This window comes from Ornithinimicrobium ciconiae (genome assembly GCF_007197575.1).
Lineage (GTDB): Bacteria > Actinomycetota > Actinomycetes > Actinomycetales > Dermatophilaceae > Ornithinicoccus > Ornithinicoccus ciconiae.
On the sequence record NZ_CP041616.1, the window covers coordinates 617,995 to 641,069 of the forward strand.

Genomic DNA, 23,075 nt, shown 5'->3' on the forward strand with positions numbered 1-23,075 from the left:
TGTGGTTGGCGCAAGCTAGGGAACATCGCTGCGATAGACCTCGACCTCGACCGGACGGAGCAGCCCGTCCGCGGTGCGCCATCCCGACCGGACCACGCGCGCCACACTCAGGTCAAGGTCTGGGCTCGGCGCGGGCACCACGCCCACCCCGTGGTGCCATGCTGTGTCGAATGGCTGCCCTTCGGTGGCCGTGACGACTTCCACCCCCGCCCGCCGCAGGCTCCGTTCCACCTGAGCTAAGAGCACCGGGCTGTCCGTGAGGTCTGCCACGGCAATCAGGCCTTGCACCGCAGCCGCTGCCGACTCGGAGGCGGTCTGATCCTGAAGGGGCACTCCGGCTGAAGGTTGTGCGGAGACCGCCTCGCCGCTCGGAGTCGTGTAGCCATCCGGCCGCGCCACGTCGGGCGCAGCGTGTTCCCTGCCCTGCGTGGGAGGTCGCCGGCGGGCGAGCGCAACGGCTGTCGCGGCCGCCCCGAGCGCCAGACCGGCGAAGAACACCAGAGTGAGGAGCCACGACCCCGGCCCATCCTCACCCGCTGGCAGGTCAGGCTGCTCAGAGATGTCCGGAGCGATCAGAGTGGCGGTAGGGCCGTCGATCGCGGTTGAGGTCGACGTCTCGGGTGGCAGAGACGACGTGGGCCGAGGGCTGGTAGTGGTTGGACTTGCCGTCGCGCTGGATGGGGCAGGGGGCGTGGTGACGACAGGCGTAGGCGTTGGTCCTGCCTGACCTGTCATCTCGGCGTCTGCCAGCGTCCCGAGGTCAAGGTCTTCCCGTGCGGGCGCCGCTGATATCCAGCCCGATCTGGACAGCACAAACACTCCTTGGGCTCCGCCCACAGTGCGGAAGTGAGGCCCGTCTGACACCAGGAAGAGCACGTAGTCCGTCCCTTCTGTGAGCAGGTGCTGTCCTTCCATGTGCACAGCCCCGTCGGCCGACCCGACGTCCTGCACGACCACTAGCGTCCCGTGCGGCCGCCCGGCCAGGGTGTGGGTGACATTCACCTCATGGGCCTCCTGCAGCATGGGGCCTTCTGTCTGCGGGACCGTCGCGGTGACAGTGCCCCTCACGACGAGATCCGCGTCCCGGGCGAGTTCGTTGGCGTCGGCATAGTGCGGTTGGTTGACATCCACGTAGAGCCGCTCCTCGCTCGCCGATGCAGTCGGGACCATGAGGCTGACGAAAGTGACGATCACGAGCGCCACCACGCAGAGTGGTGGACGAGCGGCTAGTCCCAGATTCATCGTGACCCCTTTCGTGCTGGTTGTTGGACGATGTCCCGAGTTGAGAGTCTTCAGTGGTCGCTCATGGGCGTCACGATTCCTGGTTGTTCTGACTTATGGTGAGTAGTCCGGGTAGTCCAGCCAGTGGACGTAGAGGTCGGCTGCGCTGAGGTCGGCTGAGGCGAGGACGCTGAGCGTCATCGTCGACTCATCGGTCCAGGAAAAGGTCGCTGCGGAGGAACTCTCGTGGCCCTGCGACACGCCGTCTCCCCAGGAGGCGCGCTCCGAGAGCGGGAGTGCGCCCTGGTCGTCGAAGACCTGGATCTGGGAGTCGAATGCGGCCGCGGTGTCAGCCACTGACGCGAAGCTTGAGAGATGGAGCATCGCTGGGGAGTCGGTGAGAGGGTCACTGCATTCGAGAACCACGACTTCACCGTCATCCTGAGGCAGATCCGCCAGGTCGACCTCGACGCAGCTGGACCGCAGGGCAAGCTGGTGATCGGCGATGAGCCGCTCCATGTCTGCGGCCGTCGCGATGACTGCGTCTGAGCGTGGCGCACCTGAGGTCGGGGTATCTCCAGGAGAGTTCGGTTCCGAATCGTCGGAGCCAAGAGTCAAGAAGGCCGCCACGGTCGCTGCCACCGCGGCGACGACGCCGCCGACAGCCATGACGGTCCTGGTCGTGTTGCGCCCCGCGCCAGCATGAGCCTCGTGGTTCGGGCCCGTCGGCTGCCCTCCATCTGTCGGTTGGCTGGGGACGGTGTGCTGGGCGGGACCAGAATCCGTCGAGTGAGGAACGGGCGGAGGCAGAGGTGCAGGCGGGCGCGGGGCGCTCACGGCTGGGACGTGCAGAGCCCCGAGGGCGGTCACCTGTTTGCGGTCTCCACGAGTGCCGATCCGACCGGGCAGCACCTCCTCGAGGCGCCGCTGCAGGAGCGGTGTCATGCTGGATCCACCGGTTAGATAAAGCCGGTGGACCTCCGGCGCGCCGGGTAGGTCACGAAGGAGGTTGAGGACCAGGCCGACGGCGCGGTCGATGTCGACCGCGACCAGTTCCTCGTACTCGTTGCGCGTGACGACACCGACCCATTCCTGGGTGCCTGCCATCACGCCGATGGTCTCGGATTGGTTCTCGCTCAGGCTCTCCTTGGCCGCTCGAACGTCCTCTCGCAGGGTCAACCTGGCACGGGTCTGGCGGGGGTGCTCAAGCTCGGCCAGCAGGTCCGGCGGGCCGTCCTGACACATCTGGTTCTGCGCCCAGGTCTCGAGACGGGAGTCGAAATCGTGACCACCGAGCGGGTCGATGCCGTCAGAGTCCACCACCTCGTAGCGGCCGGTGCCCGCCTCGACGACGTAGCGCAGCAGCGCGGCGTCGCTGGTGCCCCCGCCCAGGTCCAGCACGGCCAAGTAGGCGCCCGCAGGCAAGGGGTCGCCCGCGCTGTAATACCAGGCTGTGGCCAGCGGTTCGGACACCAAGCGCAGCCGGTCCGCGGGTATGTCGGCCTGCTCGGCGGCAGCACGCAGCAGGCCGATCCGATGGGCGTGCCACGCCTGGGGGTGAGTGAGCACCACCTCGGTCGGCGGCACCTGGTCGGCATCGGCGAGGGCGTGCTCGTAGACCTTGCGCAGGATGGCTGCCACCAGTTTCACTGGTTGGATCAGATCACCATCGAGCAGGATCTGCTCCTCTATGAGGCGACGTTTCGGGGTCGGTTCGTACCCAGCGGGATGGATCGCGGCCCCCCGTGTCGCGGCCGAGCCGGTCCTGATGTCGCCGTCCGTGACCAGGACGGCCGACGGCATCAGGTGAGAGCTGGCAGACAATCGCAGCGGGTGCACCTGGCCCATGTGTTCGACTGCTGCGGCGGTATTCGTTGTGCCAAAGTCGATCGCCAGGCGCCAGCCCGTCCTCGCCTGACCCTCCACGGACTCCTCCTTGACTCCTTGACTCCCGTCGATGACCTGAGCCTTAGAGGCTGGGTGCGGCTCCGATGTTCCCGCAGACGAGGACCCCGACGGGTCTCATCCGTTGTTGGGCCGGCTCATCAGGCGGCCGGCGACCAGCGCCACGGGGATCAGGATCCATGGGTGCTGCACCGCCCAGGCGGTGGTCTGCTCAAGGAAGGTGTCATCATCGGTCCCCAGTTCGGACAGGTCCGGATTCCGGATGGAGTCCAGGATCTCCTCGGTGTCGATGGGGGTGGGCTGCACCAGGTCGCCCAGCTCCTCGGACGTGACCGGTGCGGGCTGCGGCACGCTGTCCGTGGGCTCGACCACCTCCATCGCATCGTGGGGTGCTGAGCTGGGATCAGCGGTGACGTTGCTGGCGGGTTGTTCGACGAGTATCCAGGAGTGGTCGGAGTCCGCCCAGGCGTTCTCGAAGAGCCCCAGCGGGTACTCAGCCAGGTTCCCGCCAGGGGTGCCGGGATCGGACAGCAGGACGGTGCCCCGCTCGTGGTCGATGCCGGTGACGACAAGGGCATGGTCTGCTGCGTGGTCCTCCTGGGCTTCCCCGGTCCACAGTTCACCGCTGTCGACGGCCACGATGATGCTGTAGCCGGCGTCGAGCTGAGCCTCGAGTGAGGCCAGGTCACCGAAGCCCGACACGGCGGGGACGCCGACCTCGTGGAGGATGGCCACCCCACTGTCCAGGGTCAGGCCCGGGACGCCGTCAGGGCCGACGACGAAGGCGCCGAGCTCGTTCGCTATGTCGACGAAGGCCTGCTCGTCGGTGAAGTCCATCCCGGTGTATTCCGAGACGACCTGGGCGATGCTGGCTGGTAGACAGAAGCCATTGGCCGCCTGCTCAAACCAGTGCTGCGCGTCCCCCATCGGATCGCCGACCAGGCGACCGTCCTGCACCCACTGCTGCTCTCCGCCGCCCTCCGGGACAAGGTCTACCTCACCATCGGTCTGCCCAAAGGTGGTGTCCAGAAGCGCCACCAACTCCGGCTCGCTGGCGAGGACCTCGTCAGCGGACAGCCACAGGTCCGACTCCACACCGGTGGGATCGCTCAGCAGGTAGCCGCCGTCGACCTCGCTCACGATCAGGTCAGCGACCCCGTCCCCGTCCAGGTCAATCCATGCGGTGTCTGCTTCGGCGTCCCCGTCGGTGTCCTCGACGAGGACCGCGACGTCCCCGAGGGTGTACCAGGCACTCTCCAACCCGCTGTCCGGTTCCACCGCTGTGGCGTCCGGTCCCGAGCCGTCCATGACGAGCGTGGCCGGCTCGATCGGCGGACCAGGTGCAACGTCCGCCGCATCGAAGGTCGGATCTGCGTCGAAGCTTTCCATGGTGCTCTCCTCTGTCGGGGCCAGCGCCCTCGGATCGTGACTGCTTAGAGCCGGAGCGGTGCCTTGATGTTCCCGCGGAGGGGATTGCTCGTGCTAGGGAACATCCGTAGGCTGCATCGACTCAAACAGCATGAGTCTGAACGCCCACCCCAGCAGTGCGTGGTGAAGGAGCCGAGGTGTCCCGTCTGCCCAACACCGGGGGAGTGGAAGCTGCTGCCGATGAGTTGCTGCTCAGGCTCAGCCGCACGGCGGGCCCAGGGGTCAAGGCCATTCTCGACGGGCACCGCGCGAGGCTGGCAGAGCCGCCCTTGGTCTTGATCGCCGGCCGGGTCAGTGCGGGCAAGTCCACGCTGGTGAATGCCCTCATCGGCGCCCGAGTCGCGCCCACTGCGGCCCGTGAGACCACCGCCGTCCTGACGACCTACCGGTTCGGGGCACCGGCGCGGGCCGAGGCGACGATGAAAGACGGGTCGAGCCAGCGGGTGACCATGGGGCACGACGGGCCGGACCTCGCCGCCCTGGGTGCAGACGACGTGGCCCACTTGACTGTCCACGTCCAGGAAGCCGCGCTGCGCAGATTCTCCATCCTGGACACGCCAGGCCTGGGCTCAGCCATGACGGGCAATTCGGAGCACACCGAGCTCGCGCTGACAACGGCTGCCACGCACGGGGTTCGGCCGGATGTGGTGCTCTACGTCGTGCGCGACATGTTCCGTGCGGACGATGTGGCCTTCCTCGAGCGGTTCGCCCAGGCTTGGACCTCCGTCGCCGACCTCCCGGCGCAGTCTGGGGTGCTGGCTGTGCTCTCACACGCGGACAACTACGGGGCCGGTCCCTGGGGGGCTGTGGACCCGATGCAGGAGGCGCAGCGAGCAGCGGCTGAACTGCCCGACACCCATGGCGTCCTGGCGGGTGCGGTGGCCGTCTCCGGGTTGCTCGCGGAGACCGTCCGCACCGGGCTGCTGCGGGAGCGGGACATCAGGGCGCTGCGGCTGCTGCGTGACGTGGATGATGACGATCTGCAGTATGCCGGATTGCTGGGGCCCGTGCCCGACGTGCCTCAGGAGGGTCTCGACCGGCTCACGGCGCTGCTGGGCGCCTACGGTGTGCGCCACGGTAGGCAACACGCGGATTCCTCCCCCGGCCTGCTGGACTGGGTGGAGGAGCTCAGCGGGATGCGGCCTCTCGAGCGGTTGCTTGAGGACGTCCTGGGCGCGTCCGGCGGTCTGGCCCGGGTCGACTCCATCCTCGGTGAGGTGACCACAATGGCGAGGCGAGAACGCTGGGGAGGGGAGCTGGAGAGTGCTCTCGAGGAGGCCCTTGCCTCACCCGAGTTTCACCGGCTCGACCAGTGGCGTGCCCTGGCGGAACTACGCAGGGCCTCTCCCGGTCACGAGCTCATCCCGGTCCTGGAGGCCCTCCAGCGGCAACCGGACAGGGTGCCGTCCCGTCTGGCTGGGGTCGGTGACACCGAGCCGCTCGCCCTGGCCGGCAGGTTCCAGGCCCTGGCCGGCACGGCGGGGACCGGTGCGGAGGCCCAGGCTGCACGGGTGCTGTCCCGGTCGATGATCCTGCTTGCGACGCATGGAGCACAGTGGAGGTAAGGAGCGCAGTGATGGTGGGAAGACGCTTACTCGTCCAGTCCGCGGATCGCGGCGTGGAGGGCCTGCCGCGCCCGGCTCAGGCGACTCTTGACGGTCTGGATCCCGACACCCTGATAGGTGGCGATGTCGGCATACGTGAAGTCGCAGAGTTCGAACAGCACGATGGCGACCCGGAAGTTCTCAGGCAACCGGCGCAGCGCCAGCTGGATCAGGTCGGCGTCGGCCAGCGCCTGGGTGAACTCGGGCTTGACGACCTGATCGTCCGTGATATCACTGGGGATGTCCCGGCGCTTGCGGGACTGGTGCACGGCTGCGTTGGAGGCGACACGATAGAGCCAGGTGCTAAACCGGCTGTGGCCGCGAAACGAGCCGATGCCCCGCCACGCCGCAAGCAGGGTTTCCTGCAGGGCGTCCTCCGCGTCGTTCTGGTTGCCCGTCACACGGAGACAGACGGCCCAGATCAGGGTCCTGTGCTCGCTGACCAGGGCCTCGAAGGCCGCGTGATCACCACGACTGGCGGCTACCACGAGTTCCTGCTCGGTCGCTGCGCGCACGTCCATCACGGTGGCCCCTTCACGGGAGTGGGGCTCGGACCCCGGAGGCCTAACGACTGCACCCGGAGCATAGCCAGCCGCCGCTCCCGCTGTAAAGGGATGAGCGGCGGGAAGACGGGCGAGGGCGCGCACTGCCCTGCAGGTCCGCGATCGGTGGCGTGGCGCTGATGTCATCGCACGACGTGAACCTGGGCGACTGGCTGGCGACCCCAGAGGGTCCGCCCGAGCGCATCTGGCAGGCCGCCCTGCGCTTGACCGCGCCGGAGGAGGACCACGCCCACGACCACGCGGACGAGGTCGCCCATGACCACCCGGACGAGGTCGCCCACGACCAGAGCCTCGATGAGGCGGTCGGGGACTGTGCTGTTGAGGACGGTGACCTCGGCCTTGCCGACGCCGAACCTCACATCGCGGACGCAGGAGCCCCGATGCCCTACGACGGGGAGGACTTCGATGGCGACCCTTTCTCCTGAGCACCTGACGGCCAGGCGTGTCGGACACGCCGCCTGCACTGCCGCCTGGTCACTGCTCAGGACGCACGACCAGCCAGTTGTCGCCGAGCAGGCGCAGGCCATCGCAGCAGGTCGACCGCACGCGCCGTCGGTTCTTTTCCTGGGGGAGCCGGGCAAGGGCAAGAGCACGCTGGTGCACTTGCTGTCCCCGCACGAGACCACTGCGTCGATGGAGGAGCGGTTGGTCAACCGCTACCGGCGCGTGATCCCGCCGCGCACCGGGAGCGCTCCTCTCCGGTGGCTGGGGGCCGAGGGCTCGGCGTCTGACACCTTCCACGAGGGGGCCGTGGGCGTGGAGGTGGAGTGGTCCTCCTGTGCCCTCGGCGACGATGTCGTCCTCCTAGACACCCCCTGTGAGGGTGGCATCGACGGACCCCAGGCCACGGTGAGCCGCATGTTGGTGCGGGCTGCCTCGGTCGGCGTCTTCGTCACAGACGCCGGAGCTCCCCTCCTGCAACCGGAGGTTGACTATCTGCGGGCCTACCTGCGCCCAGTCGACGCACTGGTTGTTGTTGTCACGAAGATCGACACCTTTCCGGACTCCTGGTCCGAGGTCGTCGAGACCAACACTCAGGTGCTGCGGGACCATCTCCGCAGCGGGATCCCGGTGGTGGGCGTCTCCACCACGATGGCCGCCCATGCCTACCGGCAGGACGACGAGGCCCGCCGCGAACTGCTGCTCCACAGGTCCGGGTGGACCGAGCTTCTCAGCGTCGTGTCCCACGAGCTGCGTCGGCATGCTGAGCTGCCGATGGCCAATGCCTTGCGGATGACCGAGGCGGGGCTGAAGGACCTGCGTTCGCACCTGGGGCAGCGGCTGGCGGTCACCCACGCCTCGGACCAGGATCTGGCAGAGGCCATGGCAGTGACAGAAGCCGAGGTCAACAGGCTCAAGGAGCGCCAGCAGGAGTGGACGTTGCACTTCGACCGGGACATCGCCCTCGTCCGCGCGGCCCTCAGCAAGAACTCCGCCACCCGCTTGGAGGAGTGGCGAACCACGCGCCGGGCCGCTGTTCGTGACATCAAGAGGCTCTCCGGGGAGGCTCAGATCAGCGCCCTGGAGGAGGAGATCCAGCAGGAGCTCAACGCCATGCGCGCCCTGATCTTCTCCGAGGCGCTGGACCAGCTGAGAGCGGTGCTCCGGGCGCAGGTCGGAGAGGCCCTGCAGGACGATCTGATCGACCAGTTCGGGGCGGAGCACGCGCCCGTCAACCGAGCGCTCGCGAGGGTGCTGCGCGATCCGCTCGATGTCAGTTCGGGACTGACCGGGTTCTTCGGTGCCAACCTGTCCTACAGCCTGGCCACATCTCTGCTGCACCTGTCCAACCCGGTTGGCCTGGCGCTCGCAGCCGCTGGCGGGATCGGGTACTTCGTGGCGCTGCGCACTGGCCAGCACGGCAAGAAGACGTTGAGCCAGATGGACTACGAGCTCGCCCGTCTCGCCAAGGAGGAGCGGGAGGCCCTGGTGGGCCAGTGGGATCAACTGATCATTCAGTTGAAACCCGAGATCGTGCCCGCCTACCGCAAGTTGCTAGGCCAGAAGATCCAGGAGAAGGGCGCCCTCTTGACCGAGCAGCGCAAACAACGCGGTGCCTCCATCAGTGAGGCCGAGAGATCACGCAAGGCCATCGAGGCAGCGATCCAGAGCGTGGATGACAGCCTCGTCGAACTCGAGAAGGCCCTGGGACTCCTGCGCGCGTTGTGACGCTGCTCGCGGATCTGCTCGCAGCATGGTGTGGGGCCCCCGGTCTAGACGTTGGGGGCGGCGACCTCAGGCTCGGCCTCCGTGCCGCCCCCACCGCGGCGCACCGCGGCCAGCAGCATCTGGGCGACGTCGACGACCTCGACCTCTTCGCGGGCGCCCTCGGACTGCTTCTCGGTGAGGCCGTCGGAGAGCATGACGCGGCAGAAAGGGCAGCCGATCGCGATCCGGTCGGCGCCGGTGGCCAGCGCCTCCTCGGTGCGGTTGACGTTGATGCGGTTGCCGAGCTTCTCCTCCATCCACATGCGGGCACCACCGGCACCGCAGCAGAAGGACTTCTCCTTCGAGCGCGGCATCTCCCGCATCTCCACCCCGGGCAGTGCGCCGAGCAGCTCACGCGGCGGGGAGTAGACCCCGTTGTGCCGACCCAGGTAGCACGGGTCGTGATAGGTCACCGTCTCCGCGGTGGAGGCCACCCCCGTGGTGTCGGCCTCCTCCGGGCGGGCGACCGGGGTGAGCTTCTTCTCCCGCACCAGGCGGTTGAGCAGCTGGGTGTGGTGGACGACCTGATACTTGCCGCCCAGCTGGGGGTACTCGTTCTTGATGGTGTTGAAGCAGTGGGCGCAGGTCACCACGATCTTGGTGGCGTTGACCTCGTTGAGCACCTCGACGTTCTGCTGGGCCAGCATCTGGAAGAGGAACTCGTTGCCGGCCCGGCGCGCGGGGTCACCGGTGCAGGTCTCCCCGTCGCCCAGCACCGCGAAGCTCACTCCGGCGGTGTTGAGCAGCTCGGCCACGGCGCGGGTGGTCTTCTTCGCGCGGTCCTCATAGGCGCCGGCGCAGCCGACCCAGAACAGATAGTCGACCTCGTCGAGGTCCTCGACGTCCGCCCCGGCCACCTTGACCTCGAAGGGCAGGTCCTTGGCCCAGTCCATCCGGGCGCGGGCCGACATACCCCAGGGGTTCTGCTTGTTCTCCAGGTTCTTGAACAGCCCGCCCAGCTCGCTGGGGAAGGCCGACTCGATCAGCGTCTGATAGCGGCGCAGGTCCACGATCATGTCGACGTGCTCGATGTCGACCGGGCACTGCTCAACGCATGCCCCGCAGGTGGTGCAGGACCACAGCACGTCCGGGTCGATGACCGCGCCACCGGTGGGGATGGTCGGGTCGCCCTCGGTCGCGCCGACCAGCTCCCGCTGGGCCTCCAGCACCGCGGAGAGGGGTATGCCGTGCCGTGCCGCCGCCGACCCGTCACCTGTCACTCCCGCCGCAGGTGCTTCCGCCGTGCCGTCGCCAGCTGCGTCGCGGGCCTCCTCGGAGGCCATCAGCCACGGTGCTTTGGCGTGGTGGTGGTTGCGCAGGTTCATCACCATCATCTTGGGAGACAACGGCTTGTCGGTGTTCCACGCCGGGCACTGCTCCTGGCAGCGGCCGCACTCGGTGCAGGTGGAGAAGTCGAGCAGACCCTTCCAGGTGAAGTCCTCGATCTTGCCGACGCCGAGCGCGGCGTCCTCGTCGAGCTCCTCGATGTTCTCGAAGTCCACCGGCTCGCCACCGACCGCGATCGGCTGCAGCTCACCGAGGGAGGTGCGCCCGTCCGGGTGGCGCTTGAACCAGATGTTGAAGAAGGCCAGGAACCGGTGCCAGGCCACTCCCATCGTGGGGGTGACAGCGATGGTGATCATCCAGCCCATGGAGATGAGGATCTTGACCAGCGCCACCAGGACGATGGTGGTCTCCAGGGCACCTTCCGACATACCGTCGAAGAAGTTGCCGATCCATCCGGTGGTGGGGAAGTGGACGAAGTCGGCCCACTCTGCTCCGGTCGCCTTGCCGAGGGCGTACTCCAGGCCGCGCAGGGCCACGATGCACAGACCGACGCCGAGGATCACGAACTCCACGACATAGGCCTGCCAGAAGGTCGAGCCCCAGAAGCGGCTCTCGCGGTCGTGGGTGCGGGGGTGCAGTCGCTGGCGCAGCACGATCAGGGCGATGATGCCGATCAGGGTGCCCCAGCCGAACAGCTCGGCCAGCCAGATGTAGGGCGGCCAGTGCCCGATCAGGGGCAGCGCGAAGTGCGGGTTGAAGAGCTGACCGTATGCCGTGGCGAGGGTGGTCGTGAGCAGCAGGAAGCCCAGCATCACGAACCAGTGGGCGACCGCGACCATCGGCTTGCGAGCCATCCGGTTGTGCGCGAGGAACTCGCGCAGCAGGGTCAGCGTGCGGGCACCGGGCTCGTCGGTGCGTCCCGTGGCCGGCTGGCCCAGGCGGAACTTGGCGACGAAGCCGACGATGGTGCGCACGAAGAGGGAGACCGCGACCAGGGTCACGCCCACGCCGAGCACGATGGCGATGATCTGCACCGGTGACATGACGTGATCCTAGGGGGTCGGGGGGACGGGCTGGTGAGCACCTGCCGCGATGCCGATGCCCTGAGGGTCAGCACGGCGCGCCAGATCGGCGTCCCGTTCGGCGGAGTACGCCCTGGTCAGCGTGTCGTCGAGCTGGGTGAGCTGCTCGTGGAGGGGGCCGCGCCGCTCGCTCGGGGCGTAGTCGAGCAGGTCCTCGAGGGCGGCCCGCAGCCGGCGGGCGACCTGGGGAGAGCCGGAGCCGAAGAGTCGCAGCTCCTCAAAGCCGAGACGGACATAGGCCTGCCAGTCCATGGACGGGATGACCACGCGGATGGTCCCGTCGTCGTCCGACGAGGTGTCCTCGCGCAGCTCCCGGCGAGAGAGCTGGCGCAGCACGTCCTGCACCCGGTCCAGGACCTGCACCACCGTGGTCGGGTCGGCGTGCACCCTGTCGGCCATGGCCTTCAGTCCCATGGCCACCAGCATGCGCAGGCCATAGGCCACGTCCTCCTCCTGGCTGCGCTCCAGGGACAGGACCAGGGCGTCGCGGATCCCGTCGACGTCGATCTGGTCGACCGTGCTGCCGGAGAGACGGGCCAGCTTGCCGTCGGCGGGCACGAACTCGCCGACGGCCGGGATGACGTCGATGCGGCAGTCGGCCTCGACCGCGAGCGCGACCAGGTGTTCGCGACCGACTAGGCTCAGCACTCCGGACTTGTGCGCGGTGACGAGGCGGGGGTCGTCCTGGCCCACGTGCTCGAGGCGGTGCGGATACACCTCGTCCATCAGGTCGCGAGTTCCCTCGCTGACCAGCTCGATCAACGACGACACCCGCAGCTCGCGGCCGATGTGGTGGATATAGACGACCAGCACCACGATGTTGATGACCACCATGAGGAAGGTGGTAGCGACCGAGATGCCCGGCACGACGGGGGCGTCCTCGCTGACCAGGACCTGGCGCATGGTGAGCATCGCCTGCACGAAGGTGGCGACGAACAGCCCGATCGCGTGCTGGCTCGGTCGATCCTGCAGGAAGGTCTGCACGATCCGCGGTGAGAACTGCGCCATCGCCAGCTGGACGACCACCATCGTGATGGACAGCACGGTGGCGACCAGGCTGACCATGGAGCCGGCGACGGCACCCAGGATGGCGAGCGCGGCGTCGGGTCCACCGATGACGTGGATCGAGACCACGTCAAAGCCGAAGTGGCTGTCCAGGGACGTGGTGACGAGGTTGATGACGATCCCGGCCACCGCATAGAGCAACGGGATGAACCACAGACCGCTGCGCAGGTTGCTGTAGATCTTGGTCAGCCACATGGCGTGTCCTCCTGGTCCACCGCACCAGCAGGGGCACGGCGCTCCGGTGGCATGGCTCTTGACGCACAGTAACGGCGCACTCGGTGGTGCGCGCCCCCACGCGAGAGGAGCAGGGTCGGCCTCCGATCGAGCGGACGAGGGCCGTAGGGAATAACGTGGGCTTTGTCTACTTATAACCATCGAAGGCTTTAGCCCGGCGCGCTGCCGGGCGCCCCCGAGCGAAAGGCGGCCCATCGTGCCCGTGAAGGACGACATCACCCAGACCATCGGCAACACCCCACTGGTCCGGCTGAACCGGCTGACCGAGGGGCTGGGGGCGACCGTCCTGGTCAAGCTCGAGTCGGGCAACCCGGCCAACTCGGTCAAGGACCGCATCGGCGCCGCGATCATCGACGCCGCCGTCGAGGCCGGCGAGCTGCAGCCCGGAGGCACGATCGTGGAGGGCACGTCGGGCAACACCGGGATCGCCCTGGCGATGGTCGGTGCCGCCCGCGGCTACAACGTCGTCCTGGCCATGCCGGACACGATGAGCAAGGAGCGCCGTGCGCTGCTGCGTGCCTATGGTGCCGAGCTCGTCCTGACCCCGGGGGCCGAGGGGATGAAGGGTGCCGTGGCCAAGGCCGAGGAGATCGCCCAGGAGCGCGGCGGGGTCCGCGCCCGCCAGTTCGCCAACCAGGCCAACGTCGCCATCCACCAGGCCACGACCGGTCCGGAGGTCTGGGCCGACACCGAGGGCAATGTCGACATCTTCGTCTCCGGCATCGGCACCGGCGGCACCCTCACCGGGGCCGGCCGCTACCTGCGTGAGCAGAAGCCGGACATCACCATCGTCGCGGTCGAGCCGGTGGACAGCCCCATCCTCAACGGCGGTGAGCCTGGCCCCCACAAGATCCAGGGCCTGGGCGCCAACTTCGTCCCGGAGATCCTGGACACCGAGCTCTACGACGAGGTCATCGACGCCTCCCTCGAGGACTCCGTGCGGGTCTCGCGTGACCTGGCGACCAAGGAGGGCATCCTCGCCGGGATCTCGTCCGGCGCTGCGGTGTGGGCCGCCCTGGAGCTGGCCAAGCGCGAGGAGAACGCCGGCAAGACGATCGTGGCGATCGTGCCGGACTTCGGCGAGCGCTACCTGTCCACCGTGCTCTTCGAGGGACTGACCGACTGATGGCCCCCGGTGCTCTGCGGGGCCGCGTCGGCGCCGCGTGGGCCCGGGTGAGCAAGGAGGTCGGCACGGTCGCCGCGCGGATCAGCGAGGACATCGACGCGGCCATCGAGCGTGACCCGGCCACCGACAGCAGGGTGGAGATGGCGCTGGCCTCCCCGGGGCTGCACGCACTCTGGGCGCACCGGGTCTCGCACGCGATGTGGACGCGGGGTGCGCGGCTCCCGGCGCGGCTGCTCTCCCAGGCCTCCCGTGCCGCGACCGGCATCGAGATCCACCCCGGGGCCCAGATCGGTCGGCGCCTGTTCATCGACCACGGGATGGGCGTCGTTATCGGTGAGACCGCCGAGATCGGCGACGACGTGATGATGTATCACGCCGTCACCCTGGGCGGGCGGGCCAACGCCAAGATCAAGCGCCACCCGACCGTGGAGTCCGGTGCCGTGCTGGGCGCGGGCGCCCGGGTGCTCGGACCCGTGGTGATCGGCGCTGGCGGCCAGGTCGGGGCCAACGCCGTGGTGGTCAAGGACGTCCCGGCCGGCGCCACGGCCGTCGGGGTGCCCGCCACCAACCGGGTTCCGGAGCTGCACGGCGAGGACGTCCTCTTCGCGGACCCCGCACTCTGGATCTAGCCAGTTCGTAGGGGTGTCGCACGTCCCAGCGTGCAGGACGTGCGACACCCCTACGGAAACTCGGGTGGGACCTACGAAACCCTTATCAAAATGCGGGTGCGGCCTACGAAACCGCTATCAAAATGCGGGTGGGACCTACGAAACCCCTGCAAAAACTCGGGTGGGACCTACGAAACCCCTCTCAAAATGCGGGGGACGTCAGGGCAGTTTGTCGCCCCCGGGCCCGAAGGTGGAGTCGTCGACCGACGGGGTGCCGGTCTCGCCGTCCCAGGAGCCCGTCTCGTTCTCGTAGTCGCCGTGCAGGTCCGTGGTCTCGTGGCCGGTGACCTTGGCCTTGGCCTGGCCCGCGAACTCCTTGGCCGAGCTGGCAACGGTCCCGGCCACCGCGGCCGGTGCCTTGGCAGCCTGGGTCTTGACGTCGTCGACCCGGGTCTGCACGGTGTCGCTCTGCCAGGCCTTGCTGGCCTGGCGGGTGATCTGGTCGTAGCGCTCGCGGCCAGCCCTGGCCCCGAGGATGTAGCCGACGCTGGCGCCGATGATGAACCACACCTTCTTCATGAGGTGCACCCCTTTCAAGGTCGTGTTGCTCTCGCCACCGACACTAACCAGATCAGCGCGCTCCCGCGACCGCCCGGCCCATCTGCTCGATCGCCTGGGTCAGGATTGCCTGTGAGGTGGCGAAGTTGAGCCGGACGTGCCCGGAGCCGCCGGTGCCGAACGCGGTGCCCGCGCTCAGCCCCACCTTGGCCTCGCGGGCGAACAATGCGGCCGGCCCAACACTGAGCGTGACGAGGCCCGGCTCGGCCGGCGGATCCTCGACCCCCAGCGCACGACAGTCCAGCCAGGACAGATAGGTCGCCTCCGGCAGCTGATAACCCACAGTCGGCAGGTGCTCGGCCAGCAGCTCGGCGAGCAGGTGCCGGTTGGCGTCGAGCCCGTCGAGGAGCGCATCGAGCCACATCCCGCCGTCCCGGAAGGCCGCGATGTGCGCCATCACCGCCAGGTGGCTGGCGCCGTGCCCCACCTCCTCGGGGAGCCGGGCCAGGTCCGCCGCGGCCTCGGGTCCGGCGATCGCCAGCGCGCCCTTGAGCCCGGCCAGGTTCCAGCCCTTCGAGGCCGACATCAGCGACAGGCCACGCTCACCGCCGGGCACGCTCAGGAAGGGCACGAAGGCGTGCCCGGGATAGACCAGCGGGGCGTGGATCTCATCCGCCACGACCCGCACGTCGTGCTGCTGCGCCAGGGCGGCGACCGCCTCCAACTCCTCGGCGGTGTGCAGCGTGCCGGTCGGGTTGTGGGGACTGCACAGCAGGTATGCCGCGCGCGCTCCTCCCGCTGTCGCCGCGGCGAAGGCGTCGGACAGGGTGTCGAGATCGAGGCGGTGCTCGGCGGTCAGCGGGGCCTCGACGATCTGACGGTCCATGCTGCGCACGAAGGAGTAGAACGGCGGGTAGACGGGGCAGTTGACGACGACCTTGTCGCCGGGTGCAGTGACCAGGCGCAGCATCTCGGTGACGCCGATCATGACGTCCGGCACGATCGCGGTGCGCTCCGGGTCCAGCTCGGACCAGCCCCATCGATCGACGGCGAAGGAGGCCAGCGCCTCCGCATACTCCTTGCCGGAGAAGACATAACCGGTGTCGCTGCGCTGCATCGCCTCGACCACGGTCCGGACGACAGGCTCGGCCAGCACGGAGTCCTGCTCGGCCACCCACAGGGGGAGCACGTCGGGGGCGAAGGCGTGCCACTTCACGCTGGTGCGCTGCTCGCGCAGGTCCGACTCGGTGAGCTGTTCCAGAGGGTTTGCCACGGTCATGGTGCCAGGCTATCGGCGTGCCCGGTGGCGGGTAACCTCGCATGGGGTTCCTGACGTTGGGTTTCCGGGAGGGCCAGCGGGCACGGCGAGAGTGAGGGGTGAAGATGGCGGTCGGAGAGGTGACCGGGCACGGGACCGTGCTCTTTGAGGCGCGCGCGGGGATGGACCGCACCGGCAAGTGGTCGATGGCGGCCGTCGTGCTGGGCTGCCTGCTCGCCATCCCCTACGCGTTTGCCCGCAACGCGGACTCTGACCTGAGCGAAAACCTCCTGATCATCGGCGCCACCTACGTGATCGTCCTGGTCACCGTCCTCCTCACCGTGGTGCATCTCAACGCGCGCATCGTGGTGACCGAGACGCACGTGATCAAGCACCGCCTCCTGCGGAGGGCCCTGGTGATACCGCGGGCCGAGGTCGTCGAGGCGGTCGTCACCCGGGAGTATGCCGTGCCCGGCGCCAGCGGGCCCCGCACCATCCTGCTCGACCGCAACGGCCAGGTCTTGCTCGTCTCCTCCCCGGTGCGGGAGCTGTCTGATGTCGAGGCGCTGGCGCAGGCGGCTCCGGTGGTCACCCATGTCCCGGTGCTTCACCCTGCCGAGGCGCGGGTGCGGTGGCCGCACATGCTGCCCTGGTCCCATGCCAACCCCAGGGCAGGGGTGCTTCTCGGAGCCGGGCTGGTCCTGGGGTTCATTGTCCTGGGGCTGCTGGCCGCCGTGCTCTTTGCCTGACCTTCGACAGCACGCGTGACCTGCGCGGATGTGCACAGGCGGTGAGCGGAGGGTGTGGGATTTGAACCCACGGACGTTTCCGTCGGGCGCTTTCAAGGCGCCTGCACTCGGCCGCTATGCGAACCCTCCAGGGGTCCCGCCGAGGCCGGACCCAGACGTCATCATCGCATGAGCGAGAGTGTGGTCTGCAGCCAGTGGGTCAGCGGGAAGGAGCCGAAGATCTGGGCGGACCAGGCCCCTCACCAGCGCAGACAGGCTGATTCACCGCCAGAGAGGAAAGGGGACTTTTGATCTCGGTCCTGCTACCGTTTGTGTGCTTGCAGTTGCAGTTCCTCGCAGTAGAGCATGTAGTCACACCCTTGGGTACGACAGATGGTCAGCAGGTCGGGCATGGTCCCGGTGGTGGGGGGTTTCATCTGAGCCGGCCCCTGCGAGGTGTGGGGGTTGATCGCACAGCAGAAAGAGATTGTCCCATGGCACAGGGAACCGTGAAGTGGTTCAACGCGGAAAAAGGCTTCGGCTTTATCGCGCAGGATGGCGGTGGCCCGGACGTGTTCGTCCACTACTCGGCCATCGAGTCCAACGGCTACAAGTCCCTTGACGAGGCCCAGCGGGTCGAGTTCGAGGTCACCCAGGGCCCCAAGGGCCCGCAGGCGGAGTCCGTCCGCGCGGTCTGAGGCTGACCTGGAGCTGACACTCAGCCCCACAGCTTGAACGAGGCCCCCGAGTCGCACGACTCGGGGGCCTCGTTGTGTCTGGGCCGCAACACGATGCGCGCGGTCAGATCGTGCGCCCGGTCAGCAGACGGTGCCCAGGTCCGCGAGCTCGTCGGTCTCCTCGGTCGTGGTCTCGGGTGCGTCCGTGGTCGCGCCCGTGGGGGCCTCGGTGGTCGGGGCCGCGTCGTCCGGGGTCGTCGCGGTCGACGTGTTGCCACCGGCCTCGACGGAGGGGGTCGGCTCGGGGTGCAGCGCCAGATAGACCTCGCGGCGGATCGCGGTGAAGTCTGGATCGGCGGTGTTGGTGTTCTTGGCGGTGAACGGCAGGCTCTGCATCGTCCCGCCCTGCACCCGCTCGACGAGGTCGGCCCAGGCGGGCAGCTCGGACTGGTCGATGTCGACGGTGATGTTGTCGCCGGCCACGGACACGATCGCGGGATAGCGCTGCAGCAGCGTCATCGGGTTGACCTGGTCGATGAGGGCACCGACGACGCAGCGCTGGCGCCGCATGCGGGAGAAGTCGTCGCTGGTGACGCGCGAGCGGGAATACCAGAGGGCCTCGTCACCGGTGAGGTGCTGCGGGCCGACCTCGATCCAGCCGCGCTCGCTGCCTTCGATGAGGTGGATGCCGCCGCCGGCGTCGGTGTAGGTCCGGCCGCCGATCGGCACGCGCTCCTGGACGTTGATGTCCACCCCGCCCATCGCGTCCACGAGGGCCTCAAAGCCGTCCAGGTCGATGATCACGGTGTAGTGGATGGGCTGACCGATGATCGTGGAGATCACCTGGCGGGTCGCCGTCTGCCCCGGGTTGGGGTCACCGGCGAACCAGCCGGGGTTCTCCGCGTGCAGGTCCATCGCGGCGGTCCAGATGCCGTTCATCAGGCACTCGTTGCCGCAGTCATAGGAGCCGCCATAGCGCTTGTGCAGCGGGCTGTTGGTCGGGATCGGCACGTTCTGCAGGTTGCGGGGGATGCCGAACAGGACGGTGTCGCCGGTGACCGTGTCGATGCTGGCCACCATCATCGAGTCGGTGCGGGTCCCCTCGCGGGTGTCCGCAGCGTCCGAGCCGAGCAGCAGCACGTTGACCCGGGGCACCTCGGCCCACGGGTCGGGCTCGTCCACCGCGGGGCCGACGGAGGGCACGCCCGCCTGGTGCGGGCGCTCGTCAGCGCCAGTGAAGATCGTGTCGACGGCCGTGTTGTGCGCATCGATATAGCGCAGGCCCAGCGCGGTGGGCCCCGCGATCAGCAGGCACATGATGCCGGTAAAGACGGCCAGTCCCGCGCGCTGCCCGCCGGTCATCCGGCGCGGCCGGGCGGTCAGGGCGGTCAGGATGACCGACCCGATCCAGATCACCGCCCCGACGGCCAGCACGATCGCCAGGGTGCGCAGCAGGTCGGGCCGGGCGGCCAGGTCCAGCGCGGAGCGGAAGGCACCGTTGCGGATCAGATAGACGAGGGCCACCAGACCGCTGCCGACCGCGAGCACCAGCAGCGGTATGCCGATCATCCGCCGGCGGGTCGCGATCAGACCCGCTCCGGGCAGGAGAGTGCCCAGTGCGGTCAGCCCGTAGGCCCGCCCCACGCCACGGTTGGTCTGGGCAGCGAGGGCCGCAGCGCGGGTGGGGTGGTTGCTCGAAGGCAGCTCCCGTCGCCGGCCGTGGGGCGTGGTGTCGTCCGCCGGCCGGTTCCGACGGTGTGGGGCCCCACCGTCGGGGGTGTCGTCGTGGGTCATGCATGCCTTCCGCGAGTCTCGTCCTCTTGAGTCAGACGCCCTGGGAGCGTGAGGACGTTGCGCCCTGAAGCTGTTGTGGGCTTCCTAGTGTGCTGCAGGTGAGTCTGGTTTGGTGAAGCCACCCCGGCGCGGGTAACCTGACAGCCGTTCCGCGGCGGTTACTCCCGATGGGACGTGGAGGCGTCGCCTAGTCTGGTCTATGGCGCCCGCCTGCTAAGCGGGTTTGGGGCTACAACCCCATCGAGGGTTCAAATCCCTCCGCCTCCGCCGCAGCGCGTCATCGACGCGCCCCAGCAGATGAGCAAGACCCTCGGACGACATCCGGGGGTCTTTCTCGTTGCCCCGAGGTGGAGCCGCTCACACCGGCTTTCCGGCACTGGGGTCGACGTCCTCGGGCTCGGGGGCCTCCTCGGACGCGTCGGTGGACTCCTTCTCCTCCTGCGCCTCCTCGGCCTCGCCGTGGAGCACACGCTCCTCCATGGCGTCCACCAGCTCGGCGATGTCGCTGCCGGGCGGGGTCGGCTCGTCAGCGAGCAGGGGGCGAGTGTGGTCTTCAGGCCCGTTGGGCTCCTCAGAGATCATCGGGGCTCCTCCTTGTCATAGATCGTGGCATCCTGCCACTGGTTTCTGAATGACTCCTGCGCGTGCGGTGGGAGCACGGTGGCAACGGCCTCGCGCAACAACGCCCGGAAGCGGGGCTCGGCAAAGGTCGCCACGTGAGCGTGGATCGCCTCCTCGTCCCACTCGTGGGCATCGGCCGCGCGCACGGCCGCCGCGATCTGATCGGGCACCGAGTGCTCAAAGAACAGGCCGGTCACGCCCTCCTCCACGGTGTCGAGATAGCCGCCGGCGCGCAGCGCCAGCACCGGCTTGCCGAACGCCCCAGCCTCCAACGGGGTCAGACCGAAGTCCTCCCGGGATGGGGCGATGAGTGCGCGGGCACCGGCATACGCCCACCGCATCTGCTCGTCGGACAGGTCCTGCACGAACTTCACGTTCGACGGGGCCGACGCGGTCAGCGCCTCCCGCAGCGGGCCTGCGCCGATCACCAGCAGCCGCTCGTCAGGCATCTGCCGGAAGGCCTCCACGACCTTGTCGACGTTCTTGTAGGGCATCAGCCGGGAGACCACCAGGTGATAACCGCTCGGTGACCACTTGCGGATCCCACGGACCGCGCGCCGTGGCCCGTCGGCGGCGACCCCGTGCGGGGGCGGCAGGACGTCGGCCTGGATGCCATAGGCGTGGGCGATCCGGTTGCGCACCACGGTGGAGTTCGCGAGATAGCGGTCCGCCGTCCCGGCCGCCCTCTTGTCCCACTGGGCCAGTGGCAGCTTCATCCCGTGGGCCACCACCGACTTGAGCCGGCTGCGGGGGCCGTTGCCGACATACTCATCGGTCAGATAGAGCCAGCGGGCGGGGGAGTGGCAGTAGACCACCTTGGCACCCCGGGAGCGGAAGCCGTGCGCCCAGCCGCTGGAGGAGGCGACGACCACATCCTCCGGGATCTCCATGCGGTCCGAGGTCGGCGCCAGCAGGGGCAACGCCAGGCGGTGGTGGCGCCGAAATAACCGGACCCGGTTGAGCGGGGACACCACCACGTCCAGGTCGGCGAACTCCGGATAAGTGTTCTCCGGGTCATAGAGCGTGGTGTAGATCCGGGAGCCGGGAAAGGCCCGGGCCATCGCCAGCACGACCCGCTCTGCGCCGCCCCGCTGGGTGAGGTAGTCGTGCGCGATCGCGATGCTCGGTTGCGCGGGCATTAACCGAGGCGCTCCTGCAGGGTGGCGAACTCGTCCTCCAGCTGCTGGGGCAGGGAGTCGCCGAACTTGTCGAACCACTCGCGGATCAGCGGCAGCTCCTCGCGCCACTCCTCGGTGTCGACGGCCAGTGCGGCGGCCACCTGCTCAGGGGTCAGATCGAGTCCGTCGACGTCCAGGTCCTCCGGGCGCGGGATGAACCCGATCGGGGTCTCCTCGGCGCCGACGGTGTCCTCGAGCCGGTCGATGACCCACTTCAGGACGCGGGCGTTCTCCCCGAAGCCGGGCCACAGGAAGGAGCCGTCCTCGCCCCGGCGGAACCAGTTGACCAGGAAGATCTTGGGCATCTTGGACTCGTCGTGCTGCTTGCCGGTGCTCAGCCAGTGGCCGAGATAGTCACCGGCGTTGTAGCCGATGAACGGCAGCATCGCCATCGGGTCGCGGCGCACCACACCGACGGCGCCGGTGGCTGCGGCGGTCGTCTCCGAGGACAGGGTGGCGCCGAAGAAGGTGCCGTGCTGCCAGTCGCGGGCCTGCGTCACCAGCGGGACCGTGGTCTTGCGCCGGCCGCCGAACAGGATGGCCGAGATCGGGACGCCGTTGGGCTCGTAGTACTCCTGGGCCAGGGTGGGCAGCTGCTCGATCGGGGTGCAGAAGCGGCTGTTGGGGTGGGCGGCCGTGGTGCCGTCCTCGCCGTCCGCCGGGGTCCAGTCGTTGCCGTGCCAGTCGATTAGGTGCTCCGGGGTCTCCTCGGTCATGCCCTCCCACCACACGTCACCGTCGTCGGTGCGGGCCACGTTGGTGAAGATCGAGTGACCGGCCTCGATGGTGTGCATCGCGTTGGGGTTGGTGCCGTAGCCGGTGCCCGGGGCGACGCCGAACAGACCGAACTCGGGGTTGACGGCATACAGCCGCCCGTCCTCGCCGAAGCGCATCCAGGCGATGTCGTCCCCGACCGTCTCGGCCTTCCACCCGGGCAGGGTGGTCTCCAGCATCGCCAGGTTGGTCTTGCCGCACGCCGACGGGAAAGCAGCGGCGATGTAGTGCACGGCACCCTCCGGGCTGGTCAGCTTGAGGATCAGCATGTGCTCGGCCATCCACCCGTTGTCGCGGGCCATCACCGACGCGATGCGCAGGGCATAGCACTTCTTGCCCAGCAGGGCGTTGCCGCCATAGCCGGAGCCGTAGGACCAGATGGCCCGCTCCTCCGGGAAGTGGACGATGTATTTGGTCTCGCTGCACGGCCAGGGGACGTCAGCGACAACCCGTCCGTCGCCATCGCGCAGCGGGGCGCCGACGGAGTGCAGACCCTTGACGTAGTCGGCTTCCAGCTCCTCCATCTTCTCCAGGACGGGGGCGCCGACCCGGGCCATGATGCGCATCGAGGCCACGACATAGGCACTGTCGGTGATCTCGACACCAAACATGGGCTCGTCGGCCTCGAGGTGGCCCATGACGAAGGGGATGACATACATCGTGCGGCCGGCCATGGAGCCGGCGAACAGCGGCTCGAGGGTGGCCTTCATCTGGACCGGGTCCATCCAGTTGTTGGTGTGACCGGCGTCCTTCTCGTCCGCCGAGCAGATGTAGGTGCGGTCCTCGACGCGGGCGACGTCATCGGGATCGGACGCGGCATAGAAGGAGTCGGGCTTCTTGTCCTCGGCGAGCGCCACGAAGGTGCCGGCCTGCACCAGCAGGGCGTTGATCTCGCGGATTTCCTCGTCACTGCCGGTCACCCACACGACCTCGTCGGGAGTGGTCAGGGCGGCCACCTCTGAGACCCACTGCGCCAACTCGGTATGACGGGTGGTCCCGCGGGTGCTGATCGTCGTCATCGATACGCTCCTGTGCTCGTTGGCTGCGCTGCCAAACTCGTGGACCCAACCTAACGCGGTCCCTGAGCTGGGCACAGTCCGGACCGGGGCGGCCCAGCGTGAGGTCGGTCACCCCGATTTCGTGCGTGGGCCCAGAC

General features: G+C 68.5%; 19 protein-coding genes and 2 tRNA genes. 8 read left to right on the forward strand and 13 right to left on the reverse strand.

Translation table 11 applies throughout. The features are described from left to right. Window positions 1–15: 15 nt before the first annotated feature. The 3 genes from FNH13_RS02765 to FNH13_RS02775 all read right to left on the reverse strand — a co-directional run bounded on the left by FNH13_RS02765 (window position 16) and on the right by FNH13_RS02775 (window position 4,515). A complete protein-coding gene (locus FNH13_RS02765; protein WP_143782046.1) occupies window positions 16–1,194 on the reverse strand; it encodes a nucleotide exchange factor GrpE in 1,179 nt (392 codons plus the stop codon). A gap of 141 nt (window positions 1,195–1,335) precedes the next feature. Beyond that, window positions 1,336–3,147 carry an Hsp70 family protein gene (locus FNH13_RS02770; protein ID WP_143782047.1) on the reverse strand — a complete coding sequence of 604 codons (1,812 nt, stop codon included), beginning with the start codon at window positions 3,145–3,147 and terminating at the stop codon, window positions 1,336–1,338. Between the two features lie 96 nt (window positions 3,148–3,243). Continuing rightward, the gene (locus tag FNH13_RS02775; protein WP_143782048.1) at window positions 3,244–4,515 is read right to left on the reverse strand and encodes a C39 family peptidase; all 1,272 of its coding nucleotides are present in this window, start codon (window positions 4,513–4,515) and stop codon (window positions 3,244–3,246) included. A gap of 176 nt (window positions 4,516–4,691) precedes the next feature. Between FNH13_RS02775 and FNH13_RS02780 the strand changes: the two genes are divergently transcribed. Further along, on the forward strand, window positions 4,692–6,119 hold the full coding sequence (locus FNH13_RS02780; protein ID WP_165699989.1) for a dynamin family protein: 1,428 nt from the start codon (window positions 4,692–4,694) through the stop codon (window positions 6,117–6,119). Between the two features lie 26 nt (window positions 6,120–6,145). Here the strand turns inward: FNH13_RS02780 and FNH13_RS02785 are convergent, their stop codons facing one another. After that, on the reverse strand, window positions 6,146–6,673 hold the full coding sequence (locus FNH13_RS02785; protein ID WP_202878851.1) for an RNA polymerase sigma factor: 528 nt from the start codon (window positions 6,671–6,673) through the stop codon (window positions 6,146–6,148). Window positions 6,674–6,840: 167 nt separating this feature from the next. Between FNH13_RS02785 and FNH13_RS02790 the strand changes: the two genes are divergently transcribed. Together FNH13_RS02790 and FNH13_RS02795 are read left to right on the forward strand one after the other, a co-directional pair. Next, window positions 6,841–7,146 (forward strand): hypothetical protein, encoded by a 306-nt coding sequence (locus FNH13_RS02790; RefSeq protein WP_143782050.1) that lies wholly within the window; start codon window positions 6,841–6,843, stop codon window positions 7,144–7,146. Continuing rightward, entirely contained in the window at window positions 7,127–8,890 is a 1,764-nt protein-coding gene (locus tag FNH13_RS02795) for a P-loop NTPase family protein (RefSeq protein ID WP_143782051.1), read from the forward strand. Before FNH13_RS02790 ends, FNH13_RS02795 begins: the two co-directional genes overlap by 20 nt. Before the next feature lie 44 nt (window positions 8,891–8,934). Here the strand turns inward: FNH13_RS02795 and FNH13_RS02800 are convergent, their stop codons facing one another. Beyond that, window positions 8,935–11,259 carry a (Fe-S)-binding protein gene (locus FNH13_RS02800; protein WP_143782052.1) on the reverse strand — a complete coding sequence of 775 codons (2,325 nt, stop codon included), beginning with the start codon at window positions 11,257–11,259 and terminating at the stop codon, window positions 8,935–8,937. 9 nt (window positions 11,260–11,268) lie between these two features. Continuing rightward, window positions 11,269–12,558 (reverse strand): DUF2254 domain-containing protein, encoded by a 1,290-nt coding sequence (locus FNH13_RS02805; RefSeq protein WP_165699990.1) that lies wholly within the window; start codon window positions 12,556–12,558, stop codon window positions 11,269–11,271. Between the two features lie 232 nt (window positions 12,559–12,790). Here FNH13_RS02805 and cysK point away from each other — a divergent pair, with 232 nt between their 5' ends. After that, the gene (gene cysK / locus FNH13_RS02810; protein ID WP_143782054.1) at window positions 12,791–13,723 is read left to right on the forward strand and encodes a cysteine synthase A; all 933 of its coding nucleotides are present in this window, start codon (window positions 12,791–12,793) and stop codon (window positions 13,721–13,723) included. Then, entirely contained in the window at window positions 13,723–14,352 is a 630-nt protein-coding gene (gene epsC, locus FNH13_RS02815; protein WP_143782055.1) for a serine O-acetyltransferase EpsC, read from the forward strand. Before cysK ends, epsC begins: the two co-directional genes overlap by 1 nt. A 198-nt stretch (window positions 14,353–14,550) precedes the next feature. On the opposite strand, the gene FNH13_RS02820 is transcribed toward epsC, so the two are convergent. Together FNH13_RS02820 and FNH13_RS02825 are read right to left on the reverse strand one after the other, a co-directional pair. Continuing rightward, entirely contained in the window at window positions 14,551–14,910 is a 360-nt protein-coding gene (locus FNH13_RS02820) for a YtxH domain-containing protein (RefSeq protein WP_143782056.1), read from the reverse strand. 52 nt (window positions 14,911–14,962) lie between these two features. Further along, complete coding sequence (locus FNH13_RS02825) at window positions 14,963–16,168, reverse strand: MalY/PatB family protein (protein ID WP_143782057.1); 1,206 nt, start codon at window positions 16,166–16,168, stop codon at window positions 14,963–14,965. A 104-nt stretch (window positions 16,169–16,272) separates the two neighbouring features. Here FNH13_RS02825 and FNH13_RS02830 point away from each other — a divergent pair, with 104 nt between their 5' ends. Then, a complete protein-coding gene (locus tag FNH13_RS02830; protein ID WP_143782058.1) occupies window positions 16,273–16,896 on the forward strand; it encodes a hypothetical protein in 624 nt (207 codons plus the stop codon). 46 nt (window positions 16,897–16,942) lie between these two features. Here FNH13_RS02830 and FNH13_RS02835 read toward each other — a convergent pair. Further along, window positions 16,943–17,025 (reverse strand) — tRNA-Ser (locus FNH13_RS02835). A gap of 344 nt (window positions 17,026–17,369) precedes the next feature. Here FNH13_RS02835 and FNH13_RS02840 point away from each other — a divergent pair. Beyond that, the gene (locus FNH13_RS02840; RefSeq protein ID WP_143782059.1) at window positions 17,370–17,573 is read left to right on the forward strand and encodes a cold-shock protein; all 204 of its coding nucleotides are present in this window, start codon (window positions 17,370–17,372) and stop codon (window positions 17,571–17,573) included. A gap of 120 nt (window positions 17,574–17,693) precedes the next feature. Here the strand turns inward: FNH13_RS02840 and FNH13_RS02845 are convergent, their stop codons facing one another. Beyond that, a complete protein-coding gene (locus tag FNH13_RS02845; RefSeq protein WP_143782060.1) occupies window positions 17,694–19,346 on the reverse strand; it encodes an LCP family glycopolymer transferase in 1,653 nt (550 codons plus the stop codon). 176 nt (window positions 19,347–19,522) lie between these two features. Here FNH13_RS02845 and FNH13_RS02850 point away from each other — a divergent pair. Next, window positions 19,523–19,613: transfer RNA gene (locus FNH13_RS02850), tRNA-Ser, on the forward strand. 90 nt (window positions 19,614–19,703) lie between these two features. Here FNH13_RS02850 and FNH13_RS02855 read toward each other — a convergent pair. Genes FNH13_RS02855 through FNH13_RS02865 form a run of 3 tightly spaced genes read right to left on the reverse strand, consistent with a single transcriptional unit; the run spans window position 19,704 to window position 22,938 of the window. Further along, on the reverse strand, window positions 19,704–19,928 hold the full coding sequence (locus FNH13_RS02855) for a hypothetical protein (protein WP_143782061.1): 225 nt from the start codon (window positions 19,926–19,928) through the stop codon (window positions 19,704–19,706). Then, window positions 19,925–21,106, reverse strand: coding sequence for a glycosyltransferase (locus tag FNH13_RS02860; RefSeq protein ID WP_143782062.1), 1,182 nt, complete (start codon window positions 21,104–21,106; stop codon window positions 19,925–19,927). Before FNH13_RS02860 ends, FNH13_RS02855 begins: the two co-directional genes overlap by 4 nt. Then, the gene (locus FNH13_RS02865; RefSeq protein ID WP_143782063.1) at window positions 21,106–22,938 is read right to left on the reverse strand and encodes a phosphoenolpyruvate carboxykinase (GTP); all 1,833 of its coding nucleotides are present in this window, start codon (window positions 22,936–22,938) and stop codon (window positions 21,106–21,108) included. The genes FNH13_RS02860 and FNH13_RS02865 overlap by 1 nt, the downstream gene beginning before the upstream one ends. Between the last annotated feature and the right edge of the window lie 137 nt (window positions 22,939–23,075).